The sequence below is a fragment of the Micromonospora andamanensis genome (assembly GCF_016863495.1).
Lineage (GTDB): Bacteria > Actinomycetota > Actinomycetes > Mycobacteriales > Micromonosporaceae > Micromonospora > Micromonospora andamanensis.
This window is the reverse complement of the sequence record NZ_BOOZ01000002.1, coordinates 333,898-355,534: the sequence shown is the minus strand read 5'-3', so window position 1 is coordinate 355,534 and position 21,637 is coordinate 333,898. Positions and strand designations below refer to the sequence as shown.

General features: G+C 72.4%; 23 protein-coding genes. 5 read left to right on the top strand and 18 right to left on the bottom strand.

The window, feature by feature from the left end; all coding sequences use genetic code 11:
* Positions 1 to 4: 4 nt before the first annotated feature.
* A complete protein-coding gene (locus tag Van01_RS02265; RefSeq protein ID WP_203998722.1) occupies positions 5 to 559 on the top strand; it encodes a GNAT family N-acetyltransferase in 555 nt (184 codons plus the stop codon).
* Here Van01_RS02265 and Van01_RS02260 read toward each other — a convergent pair.
* The gene (locus tag Van01_RS02260) at positions 455 to 1,744 is read right to left on the bottom strand and encodes a glycosyltransferase family 87 protein (RefSeq protein WP_203998719.1); all 1,290 of its coding nucleotides are present in this window, start codon (positions 1,742 to 1,744) and stop codon (positions 455 to 457) included. The two genes, Van01_RS02265 and Van01_RS02260, sit on opposite strands and share 105 nt — an antisense overlap.
* A 35-nt stretch (positions 1,745 to 1,779) precedes the next feature.
* On the opposite strand from Van01_RS02260, the gene Van01_RS02255 reads away from it, so the two are divergent.
* Positions 1,780 to 2,361, top strand: coding sequence for a GNAT family N-acetyltransferase (locus Van01_RS02255; protein WP_203998716.1), 582 nt, complete (start codon positions 1,780 to 1,782; stop codon positions 2,359 to 2,361).
* A gap of 14 nt (positions 2,362 to 2,375) precedes the next feature.
* Here Van01_RS02255 and Van01_RS02250 read toward each other — a convergent pair whose 3' ends face one another.
* The 7 genes from Van01_RS02250 to truB form a co-directional block, all read right to left on the bottom strand.
* Positions 2,376 to 2,849, bottom strand: a complete 474-nt coding sequence (locus Van01_RS02250; RefSeq protein WP_203998700.1) for a GNAT family N-acetyltransferase — start codon at positions 2,847 to 2,849, stop codon at positions 2,376 to 2,378.
* 69 nt (positions 2,850 to 2,918) lie between these two features.
* Positions 2,919 to 3,692 carry a 4-hydroxy-tetrahydrodipicolinate reductase gene (gene dapB, locus Van01_RS02245; RefSeq protein ID WP_203998697.1) on the bottom strand — a complete coding sequence of 258 codons (774 nt, stop codon included), beginning with the start codon at positions 3,690 to 3,692 and terminating at the stop codon, positions 2,919 to 2,921.
* Between the two features lie 105 nt (positions 3,693 to 3,797).
* Complete coding sequence (locus tag Van01_RS02240) at positions 3,798 to 5,177, bottom strand: M16 family metallopeptidase (RefSeq protein ID WP_373306199.1); 1,380 nt, start codon at positions 5,175 to 5,177, stop codon at positions 3,798 to 3,800.
* 122 nt (positions 5,178 to 5,299) lie between these two features.
* A complete protein-coding gene (locus Van01_RS02235; protein WP_203998694.1) occupies positions 5,300 to 7,660 on the bottom strand; it encodes a polyribonucleotide nucleotidyltransferase in 2,361 nt (786 codons plus the stop codon).
* Positions 7,661 to 7,881: 221 nt separating this feature from the next.
* On the bottom strand, positions 7,882 to 8,151 hold the full coding sequence (gene rpsO, locus Van01_RS02230) for a 30S ribosomal protein S15 (RefSeq protein WP_099847095.1): 270 nt from the start codon (positions 8,149 to 8,151) through the stop codon (positions 7,882 to 7,884).
* Positions 8,152 to 8,344: 193 nt separating this feature from the next.
* The gene (locus Van01_RS02225) at positions 8,345 to 9,274 is read right to left on the bottom strand and encodes a bifunctional riboflavin kinase/FAD synthetase (RefSeq protein ID WP_203998679.1); all 930 of its coding nucleotides are present in this window, start codon (positions 9,272 to 9,274) and stop codon (positions 8,345 to 8,347) included.
* 52 nt (positions 9,275 to 9,326) lie between these two features.
* Positions 9,327 to 10,211 (bottom strand): tRNA pseudouridine(55) synthase TruB, encoded by an 885-nt coding sequence (truB, locus tag Van01_RS02220; protein ID WP_203998664.1) that lies wholly within the window; start codon positions 10,209 to 10,211, stop codon positions 9,327 to 9,329.
* A gap of 144 nt (positions 10,212 to 10,355) precedes the next feature.
* On the opposite strand from truB, the gene Van01_RS02215 reads away from it, so the two are divergent.
* Positions 10,356 to 10,676 (top strand): hypothetical protein, encoded by a 321-nt coding sequence (locus Van01_RS02215; RefSeq protein WP_203998661.1) that lies wholly within the window; start codon positions 10,356 to 10,358, stop codon positions 10,674 to 10,676.
* On the opposite strand, the gene Van01_RS02210 is transcribed toward Van01_RS02215, so the two are convergent.
* From Van01_RS02210 to rimP, 10 genes are all read right to left on the bottom strand, one after another.
* Positions 10,677 to 12,008 carry an MATE family efflux transporter gene (locus Van01_RS02210; protein ID WP_203998658.1) on the bottom strand — a complete coding sequence of 444 codons (1,332 nt, stop codon included), beginning with the start codon at positions 12,006 to 12,008 and terminating at the stop codon, positions 10,677 to 10,679.
* A 526-nt stretch (positions 12,009 to 12,534) separates the two neighbouring features.
* Positions 12,535 to 12,744 (bottom strand): DUF6186 family protein, encoded by a 210-nt coding sequence (locus Van01_RS02205; RefSeq protein WP_203998950.1) that lies wholly within the window; start codon positions 12,742 to 12,744, stop codon positions 12,535 to 12,537.
* Positions 12,744 to 13,151 carry a hypothetical protein gene (locus Van01_RS02200; protein ID WP_203998953.1) on the bottom strand — a complete coding sequence of 136 codons (408 nt, stop codon included), beginning with the start codon at positions 13,149 to 13,151 and terminating at the stop codon, positions 12,744 to 12,746. The genes Van01_RS02205 and Van01_RS02200 overlap by 1 nt, the downstream gene beginning before the upstream one ends.
* A 63-nt stretch (positions 13,152 to 13,214) precedes the next feature.
* A complete protein-coding gene (locus tag Van01_RS02195) occupies positions 13,215 to 14,210 on the bottom strand; it encodes a DHH family phosphoesterase (RefSeq protein ID WP_239098820.1) in 996 nt (331 codons plus the stop codon).
* Positions 14,211 to 14,368: 158 nt separating this feature from the next.
* On the bottom strand, positions 14,369 to 14,869 hold the full coding sequence (gene rbfA, locus Van01_RS02190; RefSeq protein ID WP_203998652.1) for a 30S ribosome-binding factor RbfA: 501 nt from the start codon (positions 14,867 to 14,869) through the stop codon (positions 14,369 to 14,371).
* 132 nt (positions 14,870 to 15,001) lie between these two features.
* Positions 15,002 to 15,295: a DUF503 domain-containing protein gene (locus Van01_RS02185; RefSeq protein ID WP_203998649.1), complete on the bottom strand. Its 294-nt coding sequence runs from the start codon at positions 15,293 to 15,295 to the stop codon at positions 15,002 to 15,004.
* 91 nt (positions 15,296 to 15,386) lie between these two features.
* Positions 15,387 to 18,374, bottom strand: coding sequence for a translation initiation factor IF-2 (gene infB, locus Van01_RS02180; RefSeq protein ID WP_203998646.1), 2,988 nt, complete (start codon positions 18,372 to 18,374; stop codon positions 15,387 to 15,389).
* Positions 18,375 to 18,489: 115 nt separating this feature from the next.
* Positions 18,490 to 18,798 carry a YlxR family protein gene (locus Van01_RS02175; RefSeq protein WP_239092964.1) on the bottom strand — a complete coding sequence of 103 codons (309 nt, stop codon included), beginning with the start codon at positions 18,796 to 18,798 and terminating at the stop codon, positions 18,490 to 18,492.
* 16 nt (positions 18,799 to 18,814) lie between these two features.
* A complete protein-coding gene (gene nusA, locus Van01_RS02170; protein WP_203998643.1) occupies positions 18,815 to 19,858 on the bottom strand; it encodes a transcription termination factor NusA in 1,044 nt (347 codons plus the stop codon).
* The gene (gene rimP, locus Van01_RS02165; RefSeq protein ID WP_203998630.1) at positions 19,855 to 20,496 is read right to left on the bottom strand and encodes a ribosome maturation factor RimP; all 642 of its coding nucleotides are present in this window, start codon (positions 20,494 to 20,496) and stop codon (positions 19,855 to 19,857) included. Before rimP ends, nusA begins: the two co-directional genes overlap by 4 nt.
* Positions 20,497 to 20,664: 168 nt before the next feature.
* On the opposite strand from rimP, the gene Van01_RS02160 reads away from it, so the two are divergent.
* Positions 20,665 to 21,168: a hypothetical protein gene (locus tag Van01_RS02160; RefSeq protein WP_203998947.1), complete on the top strand. Its 504-nt coding sequence runs from the start codon at positions 20,665 to 20,667 to the stop codon at positions 21,166 to 21,168.
* A 31-nt stretch (positions 21,169 to 21,199) separates the two neighbouring features.
* Positions 21,200 to 21,631, top strand: a complete 432-nt coding sequence (locus tag Van01_RS02155) for a ferritin-like domain-containing protein (RefSeq protein WP_203998627.1) — start codon at positions 21,200 to 21,202, stop codon at positions 21,629 to 21,631.
* Positions 21,632 to 21,637: the final 6 nt, after the last annotated feature.

The following is a 21,637-nucleotide window of genomic DNA, read 5'->3' as shown; positions in this document are numbered from 1 at the left end:
TTCCATGCCCAGCATCCGCCGCGAGGAGCCCGACGACGCCGAGGCGGTCGCCCGGGTGCACGTACGCGGCTGGCAGGCCGGCTACGCCGGGATCATGCCGGACGAGGTGCTGAACCTGCTCAACCCCGTCGCCTGGGCGCAGCGCCGCCGGGCCCTCGGCACGGCCGACCCGGACCACCCGTTCACCACCCTGCTCGCCGAGGAGGACGGCACGCCCGTCGGGTTCACCACCTTCGGGCCGTACCGCAACAACCAGGACCGTGGCGACCTCGACCCGGCGTACGGCGAGGTGGTCAGCCTCTACGTCACGCCCGACCACTGGGGTGACGGCACCGCGCGGGCCCTGTTCGCGGCGGCGCGGGCGGGCCTGCGGCAGCTCGGCTGGACGGAGTACCGGCTCTGGGTGCTGGCCGACAACGACCGGGCCCGCCGGTTCTACGAGCGGGCCGGGTTGTCACCGGACGGTGAGCGGTCGACCTATCCGGTGCCGTTGTCCGGCGGGCGACCGGCGATCGGGCTTGTCGAGCTGCGGTACAGCGGCCGGCTCGACGGCTGTTGAATCCCCCGAAGACCAGGCTACGGCGGGGCGGCGCACCGGCAGGAAGGCCAGCAGCGCCAGGCTGATCCAGACGTAGGTGTTGCTGAACAGGAAACCGTCGAGGCCGGAGAAGTCCTCCTCCCACGCCCAGACGATCCGGCTGATCAGGAACGCGTACCCGATGCCCACGCAGGCCAGCAGGACCCGGCGTCGGCGACCGCCCGGCGGCGCGGCCATGCCCCGGTCCAGCAGGAGCAGCAGGCCCGGCAGCAGCCAGACCAGGTGATGTACCCAGGTGACCGGGCTGACCAGGCACATCACCGCGCCGGTCAGGGCCAGGCCGGTGGCCTCGTCGCCGACGGACGCGGCGACCCGGGACCGCCACGCCCAGAGCACGAGCGTCGCGGCGACCAGCAGCAGCCAGGCCAGCGTGCTGGGACTCTGCGGGTCGAGCCGGGCCACCACGCCACGCAGGGACTGGTTGGAGACGAAGGCCAGCTCACCGACCCGCGCGGTGTTCCACAGCGCGCTGGTCCAGAACTCCCGCGAGGCGTCCGGGAACAGCGCCGCGGCGACAACTGTCGCGGCGGTCGCGGCGCCCGACGCGGTCACCGCCGCACGCCACCGTCGGGTCACCAGCAGGTAGACGATGAAGATGCCCGGGGTGAGCTTGATCGCGGTGGCCAGGCCGATGCCGATCCCGGCCCATCGGCTGCCGCCCGGCAACAGCCGGAGCAGGTCCACCGCGACCAGGAAGAGCAGCAGCGTGTTGACCTGGCCGAAATTGATGGTCTCGCGCATCGGCTCGAAGGCGGCGACCAGGCACAGCGCCACCGCGAAGGTGAACCAGCGGGTCCAACCGGCGCGCCGGGCGACCGGATCCAGCAGCCACCAGATCAGCACCGCGGTGGTCACCACGCCGGCGGCCACGCTCACCACTATCGCCGCGTGCCAGGACAGGTACGCCATCGGCAGCATCACAAGCGCGGCGAACGGCGGGTAGGTGAAGCCGTACTGGGTGCCGGGCTTGAGGTAGTCGTAGATCTCCCCGCCATCGTGCACCCACCAGACCAGAGCGCCCCGGTAGACGTGCAGGTCGAAGAAGCCGTGCCGGACCGCCGCCACGGACAGGAACCCGGCCACCGCGACGGCGAGCACGATCACCGCGGCGACCTGTCCGGCCGTCCGCCTGGCACCCTGCGCCACAGTCGTCTCCCTCGCCCTGCGTAGGCTGTCGTGCCATGAGTCTCGGGTACGTCCGCCCGGCGCGTCCGGAGGACGCCGCCGAGATCGCCCGCATCCAGCTCGCGACCTGGCGGGTCGCCTACCGGCGGCTGCTGCCCCGGGACGTGCTGGACGGCCTCGACGAGGCATCGCTCGCCGAACGCTGGGACGCCTCGGTGCGCAGGCCACCCGGCGACACCCACCGGGTGCTTGTCGCCGTCGAACAGGCCGAACAATCGTATCTGGTGGGCTTCGCCGCCTCCGGTCCGGCCGACGCCGAGGCGCTGGCCCCGAACGAACCGGCCGAGGCGCTCGGCGCGGACGTGGTGGCCGTGACCGACCTGCTCGTCGAACCTCGGTGGGGCCGACGCGGGCACGGTTCCCGGCTGCTCGCCGCCAGCGTCGACCTGTGGCGGGAGTCCGGCTTCGACCGCGCGGTGGCGTGGGTGTTCGAGGGCGACCAGGCGTCCCGCAAGTTCCTCAGCACCGCCGGCTGGGAGCCCGACGGCGCGGGACGCGCGCTTGACGTCGACGACATGCTGGTCCCCCAGCTGCGCCTGCACGTCGCCGTCCCCACCGAACCGCCCCGGGCGAGCTGACCGGGCGGGCCGCGTCAACCCCGGGGTTCGGCCAGCTCCGCGACGAGTTCGTCGTCCTCCCAGACGCCCGTGGGCGCGAAGCCGAGACTGGCGTACAGCCGCGCCGCCGAGCTGTTCTCCGGGTGGTACGACAGGCGCACCGGGCGGCCCTGGGCGGCCAACCAGTCGCAGAGGGTCCGGACCACCGCCCGGCCGACCCCACAGCCCTGCTGCGCGGCGTCGATGAGCATGCCGCCGATCCACCGCGACCCGTCCTCGTCGACACCCCACATGACGTGCCCGACCACCGTGTCGTCGGCGTAGGCGGCAAGCGAGTTCCACACCTCGGACCGCTCGGTCAGCAGCAGGTACCGGGCGGCCAGCGCGGGCACCCAGTCACGCTGGTCGTCGCGCGGGGCCACGTCGGCGACCGCCCGCCAGTTGTCGTCGTCCACCGGGCGAAGGGTGATCCGGCGTCCGCGCCGGTCGGTCAGGCCAGAGTCGATCATCGGCGCAGCCTATGGGTGCCCCGGCTGCGGGTCGACGTCATTTCGGGCCTGGCCTGCACGAGCACGCGTTCAGTCGAGCAGGGCGTCCAGGCCGAGGGTCAGGCCCGGTCGGTTCCGCACCGCGCGTACCGCGAGCAGCACGCCGGGCATGAACGAGACCCGGTCGTACGAGTCGTGCCGGATGGTGAGCGTCTCACCCGTGGTGCCGAAGAGCACCTCCTGGTGCGCGACAAGTCCGGTGGCCCGCACGGCGTGTACGCGTACCCCGTCGATGTCGGCGCCGCGGGCCCCGCCCAGGTCGTCCTTCGTGGCGTCCGGCACCGGACCGAGACCGGCTTCGGCGCGCGCCGCCGCGACCAGGCGCGCGGTGTGCATGGCGGTACCGCTTGGCGCGTCGAGCTTGCGTGGATGGTGCTGCTCGACGATCTCGACCGACTCGTAGTAGCGGGCGGCGCGGGCGGCGAACTGCATCATCAGCACCGCGCCGAGACCGAAGTTGGGGGCGATCACCACGCCCACGTCGGGGCGGCCGGCCAGCCAGCCGCGTACCTGCTCGATCCGCTGCTCGGTGAAGCCGCTGGTGCCGACCACCGCGTGGATGCCCTGGTCGATGCACCAGCGCAGGTTGTCCAGCACGACGTCGGGGGTGGTGAAGTCGACGAGCACCTCCGCCCCGGCCTCCGCGGCGCTGACCAGCCAGTCGTCCTGGTCGACTGTCGCCACGAGTCGCATGTCGGCGGACGTCTCGACGGCCCGGCACACCTCGGCACCCATCCGGCCACCGGCACCGAGCACGCCAACCTTGATCAACCCGGGCGTGCTCTTCTGCTGCTCGTCAGTCACGCGGCACAACCTATCCCAACGGGGAGGGGTCGCGTCGCGTGATCCACTCCGTATCGGCGATGTCGGCCGTGCCGATCACCACCGACCACCGAACGTACGGGCGGATCAGCCGGTGAACTGCCGGCCGGCGAACGGGCCGACGACCGCGAGGGACATCGGCCGGCTCAGCAGCTCGGCGGCGAGGGAGTTGACGTCGTCGAGGGTGACCGCGTCGACCCGGTCGAGCAGCTCGTTGACCGGCACCAGGTCGCCGTAGAGCAACTCGCCCTTGGCCAGCCGGCTCATCCGGGAGCCGGTATCCTCCAGGCCGAGCACGAAGGACCCCTTGCTCATTCCCTTGCCCCGGGCCAGCTCCGCGTCGGTGATGCCGTCCGCGGCGGTACGGGCCAACTCGGCCCGGGTCAGCTCCAGCACCTCGTCGACCCGACTCGGGGCGCAGCCGGCGTAGACGCCGAACAGGCCGCTGTCGGCGTACTGGCTGGCGTAGGAGTAGACGGAGTAGGCGAGGCCACGACGCTCCCGGATCTCCTGGAACAGCCGGCTGGACATGCCGCCGCCGAGCACGTTGTTCAGCACGCCGAGGGCGAAGCGGCGCTCGTCGAGCCGGTCGATGCCCGGGCAGCCCAGCACGACGTGCGCCTGCTCGGTCTCCTTGACCTCCACCACTGTGGCGGCGGCCCGGGTCCGTACGCCGGGAGTGGCCGGCCGGTGCGGAGCGGGCACCGCCGGGTCGGTGTCCAGCGGGGTGCCCCGCAGCGCCTGGCGGACCAGCCGCACCACGGCGGCGTGGTCGAGGTTGCCGGCGGCGGCGATGACGATCTGCGGCGCCACGTAGCGTCGCCGGTAGAAGCTCTGGATCTGCCGCCGGGTCATCGGGGTGACGGTGTCGGTGGTGCCGGAGATCAGCCGGCCCAGCGGGTGGTCACCGTAGACGGCCTGGGCGAACAGGTCGTGCACCTCGTCGCCGGGCTCGTCGTCGTGCATGGCGATCTCTTCGAGGATCACGCCGCGCTCGGTCTCCACGTCGGCCGGCTCCAGCACCGAGTCGGCGACCAGGTCGCACATGACGTCGATGGCCAGGGGCAGGTCCTCGTCCAGCACCCGGGCGTAGTAGCAGGTGTACTCCTTCGTGGTGAAGGCGTTCGTCTCGCCACCCACCGCCTCGATCGCCGAGGAGATCTCCAGCGCGTTGCGCTTGTGGGTGCCCTTGAACAGCAGGTGTTCCAGGAAGTGGGCGGCACCGGCCTGCGGGCCGGTCTCGTCCCGCGAGCCGACCGCCACCCAGATGCCGAACGAGACGCTGCGCATCGCCGGAATCGCCTCGGTGAGCACGCGCAGGCCGTTCGGCAGCACCGTGCGACGCACCGTGCCGCCCAGCGGGTCGTCGCTCAGGGTCCGGGTCACCGCCCGGGTCGATCCACCGGCGGCCCGAGCGGTCGCGGTGGCGTGCCGGCCGGCACCTGGCGGTGTCACCCCGGTCGTGATCGCGGGGAGAGACGAACGCCGGGTGCGGCTCACGGCAACCTGCTTCCAGTACGACGAGGTGGTGGAGGAGTTGACGAACCGGCCGGGCGACGGTGTCGCCCGGCCGGTCAGCGGTTCACGTGTCAGCTGTGCCGGGTGCGGCGTCGGGGACGGTTGTCGCCGCCACCCTCGCCGCCCTCGGGGCCACGGCCGCCCCGGTCGCCACCACGGTCCCGGTCGCCCCGGTCCCGCGGACCCCGGTCGCCACCCCGGTCACGGCCGGCCGGCCGCTCGCCGTCCGCCTCGGCCGGAGCCGGTGCCTCGGCGCCCTCCGGGCGGACCTTGTCCAGGTAGATCTTGCCGCGCTGGTCGATGTCCGCGATCTCGACCTCGACCCGGTCACCGACGTTGAGGAAGTCCTCGACCTTCTCGACCCGCTTGCCGTCGCCCACCTTCGAGATGTGCAGCAGGCCGTCGCGGCCGGGCAGCAGCGAGACGAACGCGCCGAACGGGGCGGTCTTCACCACGGTGCCGAGGAACCGGTCGCCGACCTTGGGCAGCGTCGGGTTGGCGATCGCGTTGATCCGCTCGACCGCGGCCTGCGCCGACGGACCGTTCGTCGCGCCGACGTAGATGGTGCCGTCGTCCTCGATGGAGATCTCGGCGCCGGTCTCGTCCTGGATGGCGTTGATGGTCTGGCCCTTCGGGCCGATCACCATGCCGATCTTGTCGACCGGGATCTTGACCGTGGTGACCCGCGGCGCGTAGTCGGACATCTCGGCCGGAGCCTCGATCGCCCGCTGCATCACGTCGAGGATGGTCTGCCGGGCCTCGTGGGCCTGCTGGAGCGCGGCGGCCAGCACGTCGGACGGGATGCCGTCGAGCTTGGTGTCGAGCTGGAGCGCGGTGACGAAGTCGCGGGTACCGGCGACCTTGAAGTCCATGTCACCGAAGGCGTCCTCGGCACCGAGGATGTCGGTGAGCGTCACGTACTGGGTCTTGCCGTCGACCTCGTCGGAGATGAGGCCCATGGCGATGCCGGCGACCGGCGCCTTCAGCGGCACACCGGCGCTGAGCAGGCCCAGCGTCGAGGCGCAGACCGAGCCCATCGAGGTGGAGCCGTTGGAGCCGAGCGCCTCGGAGACCTGCCGGATGGCGTACGGGAACTCCTCGCGCGAGGGCAGCACCGGGATCAGCGCCCGCTCCGCCAACGCGCCGTGCCCGATCTCGCGGCGCTTCGGCGAGCCGACCCGGCCGGTCTCACCCGTGGAGTACGGCGGGAAGTTGTAGTTGTGCATGTAGCGCTTGGACTTCTCCGGGGAGAGGGTGTCCAGCGCCTGCTCCATGCGCAGCATGTTGAGCGTGGTGACGCCGAGGATCTGGGTCTCGCCGCGCTCGAACAGCGCCGAGCCGTGCACCCGGGGCAGTACGCCCACCTCGGCGTTCAGCGGCCGGATGTCGCGCGGACCCCGGCCGTCGATGCGGACCTGCTCGCGCAGCACCCGGTTACGCACCTCGGACTTGGTGAGCGAACGGAAGGCGGCGGAGAGCTCCTTCTCGCGGCCCTCGAAGCGGGCGCCGAGTTCCTCGTGCACCCGCAGCTTGATCGCGTCCAGGGCCTCCTCGCGGTCCGCCTTGCCGGCGATCTGCAGGGCCTCGGCGACGTCGGCGCGGGCCAGGTCGGCGACCGCGTCGTACGCGTCGTCCTGGTAGTCCAGGAAGACCGGGAACTCGGCGACCGGCTTGGCAGCGACCTCGGCCAGCTCGCTCTGCGCCCGGCACAGCTCGCGGATGGCGGGCTTGGCGGCCTCCAGGCCGCTGGCCACGACCTCCTCGGTCGGTGCGGGCGCCCCACCGGCGACCAGCTTCACGGTGTGCTCGGTGGCCTCCGCCTCGACCATCATGATCGCGACGTCGCCGTCGGCCAGGGCGCGGCCGGCAACCACCATGTCGAAGGTCGCCCGAGCCAGTTCCTCGTGGGTCGGGAAGGCGACCCACTGGCCGTCCACGTGGGCCATCCGGGTGGCCCCGATCGGGCCGGAGAACGGCAGGCCGGACAGCTTCGTCGACATCGACGCGGCGTTGATCGCGACGACGTCGTACGGGTGCTGCGGGTCGAGCGCGAGGATCGTCTCGACGACCTGGACCTCGTTGCGCAGGCCCTTGACGAACGAGGGACGCAGCGGGCGGTCGATCAGGCGGCAGGTGAGGATGGCGTCCTCGCTGGGCCGGCCCTCACGACGGAAGAACGAGCCGGGGATCCGGCCCGCGGCGTACATCCGCTCCTCCACGTCGACGGTCAGCGGGAAGAAGTCGAACTGCTCCTTCGGCTGCTTGCCGGCGGTGGTGGCGGAGAGGACGACCGTCTCGCCGAGCTGGGCGATGACGGAGCCGGCGGCCTGTCGGGCCAGCCGGCCGGTCGAGAAGGTGATCTCGCGGGTGCCGAACGACCCGTTGTCGATCACGGCGGTGCGGATTTCGGTGCCGAGTTTGGTCTCGGTCATGCTGCTTCAATGCTCCTTCGCATCGGGGGCCACGACGCGGGAGCTGTACGGACGGCCGGTCTTCGATCGAAGCGCCCGGGACCACCGGCGGGATGCCGGGGTGCCCGGAGGCCACTACCGGAGACCGGTACGCCGACGCTCCCTTGTCTGGGTGGTCGTGGCCCGTTTCTCGGTTGGGACGCCGACGGGGGAGTGACCTGGTGGGCCACTCCCCCGTCACGTCACCGGCGCAGGCCGAGCCGCTCGATGAGCGACCGGTAGCGGTTGATGTCCTTCTTCTGTACGTAGTTGAGCAACCGGCGGCGACGGCCGACCAGCAGCAGCAGCCCACGGCGGCTGTGGTGGTCGTGCTTGTGCACCTTCAGGTGCTCGGTGAGATCGGCGATCCGCTTGGTGAGGACCGCGACCTGCACCTCCGGCGACCCGGTGTCACCCTCGGCGGTCGCGTACTCCTCGCGAATCTTGGCCTTTGACTGCTGGTCGAGCGCCATGTTCTCCCTGTTCTGGTGGGTTGTCTCGATGCTGTCCGTCGGGCCGGGCTACGGCACCGGTGACGGACGGTCCTCGCACCCGCGGCGTCGAGCAGGCAGGCGAGGCCCCACGTCGGTCAGCCGACGTCTCCGCCAGCCTACCAGCCCCCGGTCGAAGCGGCCGGTCAAGGGCCACTGGCGGGTCGACGACGGATCAGCCCAGCACCCGGCGGGTCCGCTCGACGTCCTCGGCGATCTGGGCGATCAGCGGCTCGATCGCATCGAAGCGGACCTGCCCCCGCAGATGCGCCACGAAGTCCAGCGCCAGCCGCTCGCCGTAGAGGTCGCCGTCGAAGTCCAGCGCGTACGCCTCGACCCGGCGTTCCCGGCCGGAGAAGGTCGGGTTCGTGCCTATCGACACGGCGGCGGCCAGCGGCTCCCGCTGGCCCCGACGGACCATCCGGGCGGCGTAGACGCCGTCGGCGGGTACCGCCGCGTACCTGTGGCAGAGCAGGTTCGCGGTCGGGTAGCCGAGTTCCCGCCCGCGCTGGTCGCCGCGGACGACCACCCCCTCCAGCCGGTGCGGGCGGCCCAGCGCGTTGGCCGCCGCTGTCACGTCGCCCGCGTCGACGCACGATCGGATGTACGTCGAGGAGAAGACCGTGCCGGACTCGGCCACCAGCGGTGGCGCCTCGACGGCGAAGCCGAACGTGCGGCCGAGCCGCTCCAGCAGCGCCACGTCACCGGCGGCCCGATGGCCGAACCGGAAGTTGTCGCCCACCACGACGAGTGCGGCGTGCAGGTGCTCGACAAGCACGTCGTGCACGAACGCCTCGGCCGACAGCCGGGAGACCTCCGGCGTGAACGGCATCACACAGAGCACGTCCGCCCCGAGGGCCTCGATCAGCTCCGCCTTGCGGGACGGCTCGGTCAGCACCGCCGGGTGGGAGCCGGGTCGCACGACCTCGGCCGGGTGCGGGTCGAAGGTGACCACCACCGACTGCACGCCCAGTTCACCGGCCCGCGCCACGGCGTGCCCGATCGTCGCCTGGTGCCCCTTGTGCACGCCGTCGAAGACGCCGATGGTGACGACCGACCGTCCCCAGCCACCGGGTGCCGCGTCGTACCCCCGCCACCGCTGCATGCTGCTCCTCCGCTGTCGTTGAGCCCTACCGTCGGCGCTCGGCCGGGCGGCGTCAGGCCGGGGCCAGCACGATTTCCGCCCGGGCCCGGCCCGCCCGCTCGCTGACGATAGCGATCAGCCCGCCGGCCGGATCGAAGACCGCGTACGGCCCGGTGTGGCCGACCGGGTCGAGCGGACCGCCATGGGAGAGCACCTTCGCCTCCTCGGCGGTGGCGTCCCGGCGGGGGAAGAACCGCTCGGCCGCGACCGCGAGCGGCAGGCCCACCACGTCCGGCGCCCGGCGCTCCAGCTCGTCGAGGGTGGCGGCCTCCGCCAGGGTGAACCCGCCCACCGCGGTACGCCGCAGTGCGGTCAGGTGGCCGCCGACCGCCAGGGCCAGGCCCGCGTCGCGGGCGATCGCCCGGATGTACGTCCCGGTCGAGCAGGCCACGTCGACGTCGACGTCGACCACGTCGGGCCGATCTCGTCGGATCGCCAGCACGTCGAGCCGGGACACGGTGACCCGCCGGGCCGGCAGGTCGACGCTCTCCCCCTCGCGGACCCGCTTGTACGCCCGCTGCCCATTGATCTTGATGGCGCTCACCGCGCTCGGCACCTGGTCGATCTCCCCGGTCAGCCCGGCCAGCACCTCGCGGACCGCCTCGTCGGTGAGCGTCCCGGCGGGCGTGGTCGCGATCACGTCGCCCTCCGCGTCGTCGGTGACCGTGGCCTGACCGAGCCGGATGGTCGCCGTGTAGCTCTTGTCCGCGCCGATCACGTACGTCAGCAACCTGGTGGCCCGGCCCACCCCGATCACCAGCACCCCGGTGGCCATCGGGTCGAGCGTGCCGCCGTGACCGACGCGCCGGGTCCGGGCCAGCCGGCGGATCCGGGCCACCACGTCGTGCGAGGTCATACCGCCGGGCTTGTCCACCACGATCAGGCCGTCTGTGCTCACGACGTGCAAGCCTGCCAGACCGACCGGCGGGCCTGAGCACCGGACAGGGAGTCGAAAACGGGATGTCCGGGCTGGTGTATCCCTGACACGATTGACGTATCGGCGACGGTGAGCGCCGCGCCAGCAGACCACGGGGAGCACGAGATGACCACCGACCGAGGTCCAGATCGAACGCGCCAGCCCGGCGATCCGGTCCGCCTGCGTACGCCCGACCAGCCCACCGTCCTGCCGGACTGGATGCTGGACCCCCCGCCGCCGAGACGCACGCTCGGCGTCCGGATCGCCGAGGGCGTGGCCGCCCTGCCCGGCGCCGGGGCGGTCCGGCGTCGCTGGTGGGCCTGGCAGGGACGACAGCGCCTGCGCGATCGCTACCCGAACACCGTGAAGGTCATCGCCATGCTCGTCTCCTTCGCGGCGAGCCTGGCCCTGGTGCTCTTCGCCTACGCGCTCTTCAGCCAGGTCTGATCAGGCGGCGCCGCGGACCGCGCCGGTCACCGCCCAGGCACCGCTGCGCAGCCGCAGCAGCAGCCCGACCAGGCGGATCACGGTGAACAGCATCAGCCCGGCCCAGATGCCACCGAGGCCCAGATCAAGGGCGTACGCCAGCCAGATCGCCGGCAGGAAACCGCCGAGCGCACCGGCCACCGTGAGGTTGCGCAGGTAGCGGATGTCACCCGCGCCGATCAGCACGCCGTCGAGGGCGAACACCACCCCGGCCAACGGCAGCATCGCGGCGAACCAGGGCCAGGCCACCAGCGCCTGGTCGTGTACCGCCGGATCGGAGCTGAACCAGGTGGGCACCACACCCGCGCCGGCCGCCGCGAGCACGGCGAACGCCGTACCGCAGATCGCTCCGAGTCGGCTGATCCGTCGGGCCAGCGCCCGGGCTGTCGCGTCGTCACCGCCACCGAGCGCCGCTCCGACAAGCGCCTGCGCGGCGATGGCAAGCGCGTCGAGCACCAGCGCCGCGAAGAACCAGAGCTGTACGGCGATCTGGTGGGCACCCACCGTGGCGGCACCGAACCGGGCGGCCACCGCCGTGGCGGACAGGAAGCTGGCCTGGAAGGCCACGCCCCGGACCAGCAGGTCCCGGCTGAGCACCAGTTGCTGGCCGATCACCCGGGGGCGCGGGCGCAGTGCCACCCGCTCGGCCACCAGGGCGGCGGCGAAGAGAGCACCGGAGAGGGTCTGCGCGATCACGTTCGCCACCGCCGAGCCGTTCAGCCCCATGCCGACCGGGTAGACGAGCACCGGGCAGAGCACCGCGGAGAGCAGGTTGGGGCCGACCACGAAGAGCAGCGGCCGGCGGGTGTCCTGCACTCCCCGCAGCCAGCCGTTACCGGCGGCGGCGAGCAGCAGCCCCGGGGCACCGAACGCGGCGATCCGCAGCCACTCCGCCGCGGCGACGCCCACCTCACCGCCGCCGGCCAGGGCCCCCGCCAGGGCGCCACCGCCGAACTGCATGCCGACCACGACCGCCAGCCCCGCGCCAAGTGCCGACCAGGACGCCTGGACGCCCTCGGCCACCGCGGCGGCGCGGTCGCCGGCGCCGAACCGGCGGGCGGCGCGGCCGGTCGTGCCGTACGCGACGACGGTCCCGATCCAGGCGGTGAGGGTCATCACGGTCCCGCCGACGGCGACCGCCGCCAGCGGCACCCGGCCCAGATGGCCGACGACCGCGGTGTCGACGAGCACGTAGAGAGGTTCGGCGGCGAGCACCACGAGGGCGGGCAGGGCGAGCGCGGCGATCCGGCGCGGCGAAGCGACCCGGCCGGCGGCGGCTGTGGACTGGCTCATCGCCGCCGATGGTGGCACGGGATACGTAAGGGGAGCAAGGCTGTAGACCACTTACCCCGGCGAGCGCTCCCTCGGGGCTGCGCCGGTCCAGCCCGGCCACCCGGAGGGACGACCGGACCGGCGGTGCCGTCGTACGCGTCGGCGGCTCGGCGTCACCGCCGGTCGGACAGCGTCACTGCCGGGTGTCCATGGAGGTCTGGAGGGCGCGACGGGCCTGCTCACGGGCCTCGTCGGTGGTTTCGGGCTTGGGCTTGGCGGCCATTGTGGCTTCCTTCCAGGGCACGCGTCACCGAGCGCGGCGGCGCGTCAGGGCGGTGCTACGACTGTCGCCCGAAGCCGGTTCCGGGGTCGCCGGGGCGGCGGATGGGCGGCCTGGTGGCCCGGGTCGGTCGACCCTGAAACGAGGCGGCACCGGGTATGGCTCCGCCCCCTGACCTGCGCCGAAGCGGCGCTGACCGTTTCCCAAGTTATCGTTCAGGTCCACATGGTGCGCGCTGTTCCCGCGATCTGGACAGGTTGGCTCCGGTCACCGGGCCAGGAAGTGCCAGCCGATCCACCACCAGAAGCCGAACAGCCCGATCCGGCCCACCGGCACCGGACCCACCTCGTACCGCATGACGTAACCGCAGAGTTCGCCGAGCGTCGGGATCTTCGAGCCCTCCCGCCGGGCCAGCCACTCGACGAGCCCGAACAACGCCAGCCCGACCAGGAAACCGCCGATCGCCAGGACCCGCATCATCGCCGCACCAGTCCCCAGAACGCCGACAACCACACCAACCAGGCCGCCGAACGGACCAGGCGGTCCTCCAGCAGCGGGTCGGCCAGCCGGGAGAAGGTGGGGAAATCGTCACCGGCCGCCGCGACGAAGGTGGCACCCTCGAAGATCCCGAAGACCACCACCGGCAGCGCCCACCAGACCGCGCCGGACCGCAATCGCTCGGGCGCCGGCCGCGCCTGCACCCGCTTGGTCAGGCCGAGCCAGATCAGCACCCCGCCGGCCCCGAACACATAGACGTTCGCCTCGGTCGAGAAGGACGGGAAGCGGCCGCCGACAAGCGAGAGGGCGACAAGCACCGGTACGCAGACAACCGGCCGCTCCCAGGTGCGCGGGGCGTCGACGGTGAGATCGTGGGGCTGCTCCATCATCCGATTCTCCCCGTCCTGTCCAGGTGCCGAAGCGCCGACGCCCCGGAGCTGACCCTGAAATCACCCCTGCTGGTCGGCACCGCTCTCCGGGGCGTACGTCCTCAACTGCGTCCGGATCCGCTCGATGACCTCGTCCACGGTGCCATGGGCGGTGAAACCGGCGGCCAGCCGGTGGCCACCACCACCGAGCGCGACCGCCACCCGGCTCACGTCCGTACCACCCTTACTGCGCAGCGAGACAGCCCACACGCCCGGCGCGGTCTGCTTGATCACACAGCTCACGTCGGCCTCGGCGGTGCAGCGCACCGGATCGATGAGTGCCTCCAGCACGTACGGCCGCTGCTCGTGCCGGGCCAGGTCGTCCAGGGTCGCGTAGGTCCACACCAGGCCCTGTCCGCCGGCCTCCGCAGGCTCCAGCCTGGCCCGCCCGAGCACCTCGCCGAAGAGCCGCACCGCGCCGAACGGCCGGCTGTCGAACACCTGCCGGGAGATTTCCCCCGGCCGGATGCCGGTGGCCAGCAGGCGGGCGGCCATCTCGTGCACGGCCGGGGTGGTCGCGTCGAACCGGAACGAGCCGGTGTCGGTGCTCAACGCCACGTACAGGCACTCGGCGATACCGGCGTCCAGCGGTACGCCGAGCCGGGCCAGCAGTTCCTCCGCGACCACCGACGTGGCCGCCGCGTCCGGGTCGACCAGGTTGACGTCGCCGAAACCGCTGTTCGAGGCGTGGTGGTCGAGCACCAGCGCGGTGCCCTTCCCGGCCAGCCGGTCGGCCAGGTCACCGAGCCGCGACTCGCTCGCCGCGTCGAAGCAGATGACCAGGTCCGGCTCGGTCTCCACCGCCGACTCGGGCACCAGCAGATCCAGACCGGGCAGGCCGCTCAACGGCTCGGGCACCTCGAGCGGGCCGGGGAAGGTGGCCTGCAACAGGCGTACGCCGAGCCGCCGCAAGCCGAGCGCGAAACCGAGCATGCTGCCCAGCGCGTCGCCGTCCGGATTGACGTGACAGATCAGCAGCACCCGACCGTCAGCCGGTAGCTGGCGTACCGCTGCCACCGCGGCGTCCCAGTCGGCCTCGGTGGGGCCGGCGGAGACCGCCCCGCCAGCAGCCTGGACCGCCGGTCCGGCGGCGCCCGCCGGACCGGACCGGCCGGGGCCAGCCTGCCGCAGGACGGCCGGGTCCGAGTCGGTGAGGGCACCACCGGAGGGAGCGGTCACCGCCGTTCCCCGCCCCTGGCCTCGTCAGTGCCCGCCTCGGCGGTCTCGCCCTCGTCGGCCTCGTCGGCCTCGTCCTCGTCCGCGTCCAGCCGGTACGGCTGCGGCTCACCTGCGTACTGGGCCCGAGCGGCGAGGCGCTGCACCTCGGCGTCGGCGTTGCGGGCGGCGGCGAGCAGGTCGTCGATGTGCTTGACCTGATCCTGGACGTCGTCCAGAACGAAGGTCAGCGTCGGCGAGTGCCGCAGGCCGAGGGCTTTGCCGACCGTGCTGCGCAGCATGCCCTTGGCACTGTCCAGCGCGGCTGCGGTGCCCGCCTGGGCTGCCGCGTCGCCGAGCACCGTGTAGAAGACAGTGGCGTCGCGCAGGTCGGCCGTGATCCGGGCGTCGGTGATGGTGATCATGCCGAGTCGAGGGTCCTTGATCTGACTCCGCACCACCGACGCGACCAGTTCGCGCACCCGCTCCGCGTGCCGGCGTACCTTGGCCGCATCCGTCATCTCCGCCACCTCCACGGCGTCCCGCTACCGGCCGGGACCAGTGACGCCGGCGTCACCGGAGCCCGGACCGACCCCAACACTCGAACCCTACCCGCGCCGTCCGCCCCGGCGTGCGGGGCGGCGGCCAACGGCTCAGTCGTCGTCGCCGTGCAACCGGCGGCGTACCGACAGCAGTTCGACCTCCGGACGGCTCGCGACCAACCGCTCGCACGAGTCGAGCACCTCGCGGGCGTGTGCCGCCTCGGCGGCCACCACCGCCACTCCTATCTCAGCTCGCCCGTGCAGGTCGAGCGCCCCCACCTCGGCGGCCGACACGTCGAACCGGCGAAGTGCCGCGACGATCGGCCGTACGTACGACCTCTTGGCCTTCAGCGAGCGGGAGTCCCCCGGCAGCAGCAGGTCGAATACTGCGGTTTCGGTGTACATCGTCTCGGGACACTACCCGCACCCCACCCCACATGATCAAGGGGTTTACGCCGCGCGGCGTAAACCCCTTGATCAGTGCGTCACCGCAGGATCAGGCGCGAACCTTCTCCCGCATCTCGAAGGTCTCGATCACGTCGCCGACCTGGACGTTGTTGTAACCACCCAGGGTCAGACCGCACTCGAAGCCCTCGCGGACCTCCGTCGCGTCGTCCTTGAACCGCTTGAGCGAGCTGATCGTGAGGTTGTCCGCCACGACCGTGCCGTCGCGCAGCAGGCGCGCCTTCGCGTTCCGTCGGATGACACCCGATCGGACGATGCAACCGGAGATGTTGCCGATCTTGGACGAGCGGAACACGTCGCGGATCTCCGCGGAGCCCAGCTCGACCTCCTCGTACTCCGGCTTGAGCAGGCCCTTGAGCGCCGCCTCGATCTCCTCGATGGCCTGGTAGATGACGGTGTAGTACCGGATCTCCACGCCCTCGCGGTCGGCCATCTCGCGGACCTTGTTGGAGGCCCGCACGTTGAAGCCGATGATCGTGACCGGCTCGGACGACGCGCTCGCCAGCATGACGTTGCTCTCGGTGATCGCGCCGACACCCCGGTCGAGGACCTTGAGCTGGACCTCCTCGGGGATGTCGAGGTTGAACAGCGCGTCCTCCAGGGCCTCCACCGAACCGGAGACGTCACCCTTGAGGATGAGGTTGAGCGACGTCTTCTCGCCCTCCTTGAGCTGCTCCATGAGCGTCTCAAGAGTGGCCCGACCACGGGAGTTCGCGAATGCCGCCGCCCGCCGCCGCGCCTGCCGCTGCTCGGCGATCTGCCGCACCGTGCGGTCGTCCGCCGCGGCGAGGAAGGTGTCGCCCGCTCCCGGCACCGCGGTCAGGCCGAGGACCATGACCGGACGCGCCGGACCCGCCTCGTTGACCTGGTTGCCGTTCTCGTCGAGCATCGCCCGGACCCGGCCGTGCGCCCCACCGGCGACGATCGAGTCGCCCGCCCGCAGGGTGCCCTTCTGCACCAGCACCGTCGCCACCGCACCACGGCCCTTGTCCAGGTGCGCCTCGATGGCCACACCCTGCGCCGGCCCGTCGATCGGAGCGGTCAGCTCCAGCGACGCGTCAGCGGTGAGCAGCACCGCTTCGAGCAGATCCTCGATGCCGATGCCGGGCTTCGCGGCCACGTTGACGAACATGGTGTCGCCGCCGTACTCCTCGGCGACCAGGCCGTACTCGGTCAGCTGCTGGCGGACCTTGTCCGGGTTCGCCTCCGGCTTGTCGACCTTGTTGACCGCCACCACGATCGGCACCTCGGCCGCCTTGGCGTGGTTCAGCGCCTCGATGGTCTGCGGCATGACACCGTCGTCGGCCGCGACCACCAGGATCACGATGTCCGTCACCTGGGCACCACGGGCACGCATGGCGGTGAACGCCTCGTGACCCGGAGTGTCGATGAACGTCACCGCGCGGTCCTCGCCCTCGTGCGGCACGTGGACCTGGTAGGCACCGATGTGCTGGGTGATGCCTCCGGCCTCACCGGCGACGACGTTCGCCTTGCGGATCGCGTCGAGCAGCTTGGTCTTACCGTGGTCGACGTGGCCCATGACGGTCACCACCGGGGCCCGGCTGACCAGGCGGTCCTCCGCGACCTCGGCGTCGAGATCGATGTTGAACTGCGCGAGCAGCTCGCGATCCTCGTCCTCCGGGCTGACGATCTGCACGTTGAAGCCGAGGTGCTCACCCAACAGCAGCAGCGTGTCGTCGGAGCACGACTGGGTCGCCGTGACCATCTCGCCCAGGTTGAACATCTCCTGGACCAGCGAGCCGGGGTTAGCGTTGATCTTGTCGGCGAAGTCCGACAGCGAGGCGCCCCGGGAGAGCCGGACCACCTGACCCTGACCCCGGGGGGCACCCGAGCTCATGGTCGGGGCCGACAGGTTGTCGAACTCCTGTCTGCGCTGCTTCTTGGACTTGCGGCCACGGGTGGGCTTGCCACCCGGACGCCCGAAGGCACCGGCGGCTCCACCGCCCCGGCCACGACCGCCGCCACCTGGGCGACCGCCGCCACCGGCCGGCGCACCCGGGCGGAATCCACCGCCACCGGCACCACCACCGGGACCGCCACGGTAGCCACCGCCACCGCCGCCACCGGCACCACCACCGGGACCGCCACGGTAGCCACCGCCGCCACCGGGACCGCCACGGTAGCCACCGCCACCGCCGCCGCCACCCGGACGACCGGCGCCCCCACCGGGACGACCGGCACCCGGACCACCCGGACGACCTGGCCGCTGGCTCGGCATCGAAGCCGGACTCGGCCGCGGCGGCATCGAAGCCGGGCTGGGCCGCGGCGGCATCGAAGCCGGGCTGGGGCGGGAACCACCGGCACCGGCGGCCGGCGGACGTTGCTGCTGGCTGCCCTGGATACCGAAGGGGTTGTTACCGGCGCCGCGCGCCGGCGGGCGACCCTGCCGGCCACCCGGACCCGGGTTTGTCGCACCGGGACGACCCGCGGCCGGAGAACCCGGGCGGGGCGGCATGGTGCCAGGACCGGGTCGGGGACCCGGACCCGGACGGGAACCACCGTCGGCCGGGGGCTCCCGGCGGACGTTCTCCCGCTGCTGCTGGCGGGCGGCCTGTGCGGCCTTGACCGCGGCCTCCTGCTCAGCCTTCAGCGCGGCGGCACGCGCCTCCGCGGCGGCCACCTCGATGTCGTGAGCGCTCGCCGGCTTGGCGACCGGGGCCGCCGGTGGCGGCGGACCGGGCACCGGGCCCTTCGGCTTCGGCCCGGGCACCGCCGGACGCCGTGGTGGCGTCGGCTTGGCGGTGACCCGAGGCTCGCCGGAGGTCGGCGACGGGGTCGGTGCCGCCGTCGGAACCGGTGCGGCCGACGGCGCGGCCGACGGGGCACCAGGGCCACCCGAGGCGACGAACGCGCTGCGCAGCCGTCGGGCGACAGGCGCCTCGACAGTGCTCGACGCGGACTTGACGAACTCGCCCATCTCCTTGAGCTTGGCGAGTACGGTCTTGCTTTCGACCCCGAGCTCTTTTGCAAGCTCGTGTACGCGGGCCTTACCTGCCACTGCACTCCTCACTCCGAGGTCGTGCGGGCAGCACCCGCAGCGACCTCACTCGTGCACTTGAAGCCTGATCATTTCTGGGACTTCATCGTGTGCTCATGTCGGTCGTCCTACCTTGCTAGCGGCCCTCGTCCGGTCGGGTGACCGGACGTGGTGGTTGACGCGTCAGGTACTCCGCGAGGGCCCCGTCATCCGGGACCCCGGCGAGGCGCAGCGCGCGCCCGAAGGCACGACGCCGCACTGCCTGCGCGAAGCAGGCCGGATCCGGGTGCATGTTCGCTCCCCGACCCGGCAGCCTGCGGGCCGGATCGGGTCGGAGGCTGAGACCAGCCTCGTCGCCAATCGCGACGATCCGCAGTAATTCACTGGCCGGTGCGCGCCGTCGGCAACCCACACAGGTGCGCTCCGGCAGCGCGCGTCGTGCCACTGGTGGAAGTCTACCCCTAGCTACCCGACACCGCTCCGCCCGGTTCCCGGACGTGATCAGCGCCGGACCGCCCAGGGGGGTCGGTCTGCTCGGCGTCGGAGCGGATGTCGATCCGCCAACCGGTCAGTCGGGCAGCAAGCCGGGCATTCTGCCCCTCCCGCCCGATCGCGAGCGACAGCTGGAAATCCGGAACGGTCACCCGCGCGGCCCGGTTGGCCAGGTCGACCACCTCGACACGCAGCGCCTTGGCCGGGGAGAGCGCGTTACCGACGAAGGTCGCCGGGTCGTCCGACCAGTCGATGATGTCGATCTTCTCGCCGTGCAGCTCGCTCATCACCGCGCGGACCCGCTGGCCCATCGGGCCGATGCAGGCACCCTTGGCGTTGACTCCGGCGGCGGTGGAACGCACCGCGATCTTCGTACGGTGACCCGCCTCACGGGCGATCGCGCCGATCTCGACGGTGCCGTCGGCGATCTCCGGCACCTCCAGGGCGAAGAGCTTCTTCACCAGGTTCGGGTGCGTGCGGGACAACGTGATCTGCGGGCCACGCATTCCCTTGGCCACGTGCACCACCACGCACCGGATCCGCTCGCCGTGGGTGTACCGCTCGCCGGGCACCTGCTCCGACTGCGGCAGCACCCCCTCCAGCTTGCCCAGGTCGACGGTGACGATGCCCTTCTCGGCCCGCGCCTCGTGCGCCTGCACCACCCCGGTGACCAGGTCGCCGTCGCGGCCGACGTACTCACCGAAGTGCACCTCGTCGGTGGCCTCCCGCAGCCGCTGGAGGATCACCTGCTTGGCGGTCATGGCCGCGATCCGGCCGAAGTCGTGCGGGGTGTCGTCCCACTCCCGCTCCACGGTGCCCTCGGTGCTCAGCTCCTGGGCGTAGACAAGTGCCGCGCCGGTCTTCCTGTCGATCTCCACCCGGGCGTGCGATTCGGCGCCCTCGGTGTGCCGGTACGCGGTCAGTAGCGCGGTCTCGATCGCCGCGAGGATCGTGTCGAACGGGATCTCCCGCTCGCGCTCCAGTGCGCGCAGCGCCGCGAGGTCGATGTTCACCTCTCCTCGTCCTCCACATCGTCATCGTCGTCGACGTCTTCTGATTCGGCCAACTCGTCGAGGCGGGTGAACTCGACCTGCACCCGGCCCGGCCCGAGATCGGCGTAGGCCCACTCCGCGCGGTCCGCGTCGGTCTCCAGCACCACCCGCTCGGCGTCGGCGTCGACCACCCGGCCGGTGACCTGCCGGTCGACCCCCGGCTGCCCGTCGGGCGCAGCGCCGCGCACGGTCACCCGGACCAGTCGCCCCACGTTGCGGCGCCAGTGCCGGGGCAGCGTCAGCGGGCGGTCCACCCCGGGCGAACTGACCTCGAGCTGGTATTCGCCGGCGACGATGTCGCCGGCAGTCTCCTCCGCCGCGTCGAGGGCGGCGGAGACGGCGCGCGACACGTCGGCCACCGCGTCCAGGTTGATGCCGCCGTCGGCGTCGACGATCACCCGCACCACGTGCCGGCGGCCGGCGCGGGAGACGGTGAGATCCTCCAGGTCGTAGCCGGCGTCCTGCACCACCGGCGCGATCACCGAGCGCAGCCGGTCGCGGCGGGTGGCGAGGTCACCGCGGGAGGGCTGACCCGCGCGTGCAGCCTGGCCACCGCGGGGTCGCCCCGTCGTCCTGGTGGCACGGCCACGCTGCGTCATCCGAAGAACCCTTCCGCTGCTCGCCGACGCCATGCCGGCACGCCACCGGTGCGGACGCGCCGGTGGCTGCGCAGAGCGTAACGCGCCGCCGGGACGACGGCCCCGGCGGCGCACCGACGCCACCGCCGGACACGGGTCACGACGATGGTGTTGACTTGTCCGGTGGCGATGGGCATAACGACTCGGCAGGACGGATCGTCCGAGCTTTCCCGACGGGCGGTACTGCGGGCCGGTGCGCTGCTGGCCCTCGGCGGGGCCACCGCACCGCTCACCGGTTGCGGCCTGCTCGACCGCGACGAACAGCCGCCGCGGCCCGATCCGCTGGCACCGCTGCTGGAGGAGTCGCTGCGGCTGGCCGGGGGTCTGCGGGCCGCCGCGACCGTCCACCCCGACCTGGCCACCCGGCTGCTCCCACTCGCCGAGTCACACGAGGCCCACGCGGCGGAACTGGCCCGGCTGACAGGCGTCACGATCGCCTCCGCCACGCCTGCGGCCTCCCCGTCCGGTCCGTTGCCCGCCGATCGCACCGCCGCGCTGGCCGCCCTACGAAAGTCCGAACGCGCCGGCCGCGAGTCGGCGATCCGGGCCTGCGCCGACGCCCCCGCCGAGCGCGCCGCCCTGCTCGGCTCGGTCGCCGCGGCACGCGCCACCCACCTGGAGGCGCTGCGATGAACGAGCGCGGCGAGCGAAGCGGAGTGCCGTCATGAGCGAGACGTTCGAGGCGCTCGCCGGTGCCCTCACCGCCGAGTACGCGGCGATCTGGGCGTACGGCCCCATCGGGGTACGGCTCAGCGACGCCGAACGCAAGGCGGCGGTGGCTGCGGAGGCCGCACACCGGGCCCGCCGGGACGCCCTGGTGATGCAGTTGAGCACCGCCGGTGGCACCGTCCCGCCGGACCGGGCCGGATACGCGCTGCCCTTCCCGGTGACCGACCGGGCCAGCGCACTGCGCCTCGCCGTGCAGGTGGAGGAACGCACAGCGGCCTTCTGGCGCGCGGCGCTGCCGGTCAGCACCGGCGCCGACCGGGATCGCGCCCTGGCCGCCCTGGTGGAGTACGCGGTGCGGGCGACCCGCTGGCGGCGCAGCGCCGGCATCACCCCGTTGACAGTGCCGTTTCCGGGCCGCCCGGCGTGAGTCGAG

What these genes read in the sequence shown, in the direction of transcription:
- Van01_RS02265 (WP_203998722.1), top strand. Translation starts at nt 5, where the DNA reads ATGCCCAGCATCCGCCGCGAGGAGCCCGACGACGCCGAGGCGGTCGCC.
- Van01_RS02255 (WP_203998716.1), top strand. Translation starts at nt 1,780, where the DNA reads ATGAGTCTCGGGTACGTCCGCCCGGCGCGTCCGGAGGACGCCGCCGAG.
- Van01_RS02250 (WP_203998700.1), bottom strand. Translation starts at nt 2,849, where the DNA reads ATGATCGACTCTGGCCTGACCGACCGGCGCGGACGCCGGATCACCCTT.
- Van01_RS02235 (WP_203998694.1), bottom strand. Translation starts at nt 7,660, where the DNA reads ATGACCGAGACCAAACTCGGCACCGAAATCCGCACCGCCGTGATCGAC.
- rpsO (WP_099847095.1), bottom strand. Translation starts at nt 8,151, where the DNA reads ATGGCGCTCGACCAGCAGTCAAAGGCCAAGATTCGCGAGGAGTACGCG.
- Van01_RS02225 (WP_203998679.1), bottom strand. Translation starts at nt 9,274, where the DNA reads ATGCAGCGGTGGCGGGGGTACGACGCGGCACCCGGTGGCTGGGGACGG.
- Van01_RS02215 (WP_203998661.1), top strand. Translation starts at nt 10,356, where the DNA reads ATGACCACCGACCGAGGTCCAGATCGAACGCGCCAGCCCGGCGATCCG.
- Van01_RS02210 (WP_203998658.1), bottom strand. Translation starts at nt 12,008, where the DNA reads ATGAGCCAGTCCACAGCCGCCGCCGGCCGGGTCGCTTCGCCGCGCCGG.
- Van01_RS02205 (WP_203998950.1), bottom strand. Translation starts at nt 12,744, where the DNA reads ATGCGGGTCCTGGCGATCGGCGGTTTCCTGGTCGGGCTGGCGTTGTTC.
- Van01_RS02200 (WP_203998953.1), bottom strand. Translation starts at nt 13,151, where the DNA reads ATGGAGCAGCCCCACGATCTCACCGTCGACGCCCCGCGCACCTGGGAG.
- rbfA (WP_203998652.1), bottom strand. Translation starts at nt 14,869, where the DNA reads ATGACGGATGCGGCCAAGGTACGCCGGCACGCGGAGCGGGTGCGCGAA.
- Van01_RS02185 (WP_203998649.1), bottom strand. Translation starts at nt 15,295, where the DNA reads ATGTACACCGAAACCGCAGTATTCGACCTGCTGCTGCCGGGGGACTCC.
- rimP (WP_203998630.1), bottom strand. Translation starts at nt 20,496, where the DNA reads ATGACGCAGCGTGGCCGTGCCACCAGGACGACGGGGCGACCCCGCGGT.
- Van01_RS02160 (WP_203998947.1), top strand. Translation starts at nt 20,665, where the DNA reads ATGGGCATAACGACTCGGCAGGACGGATCGTCCGAGCTTTCCCGACGG.
- Van01_RS02155 (WP_203998627.1), top strand. Translation starts at nt 21,200, where the DNA reads ATGAGCGAGACGTTCGAGGCGCTCGCCGGTGCCCTCACCGCCGAGTAC.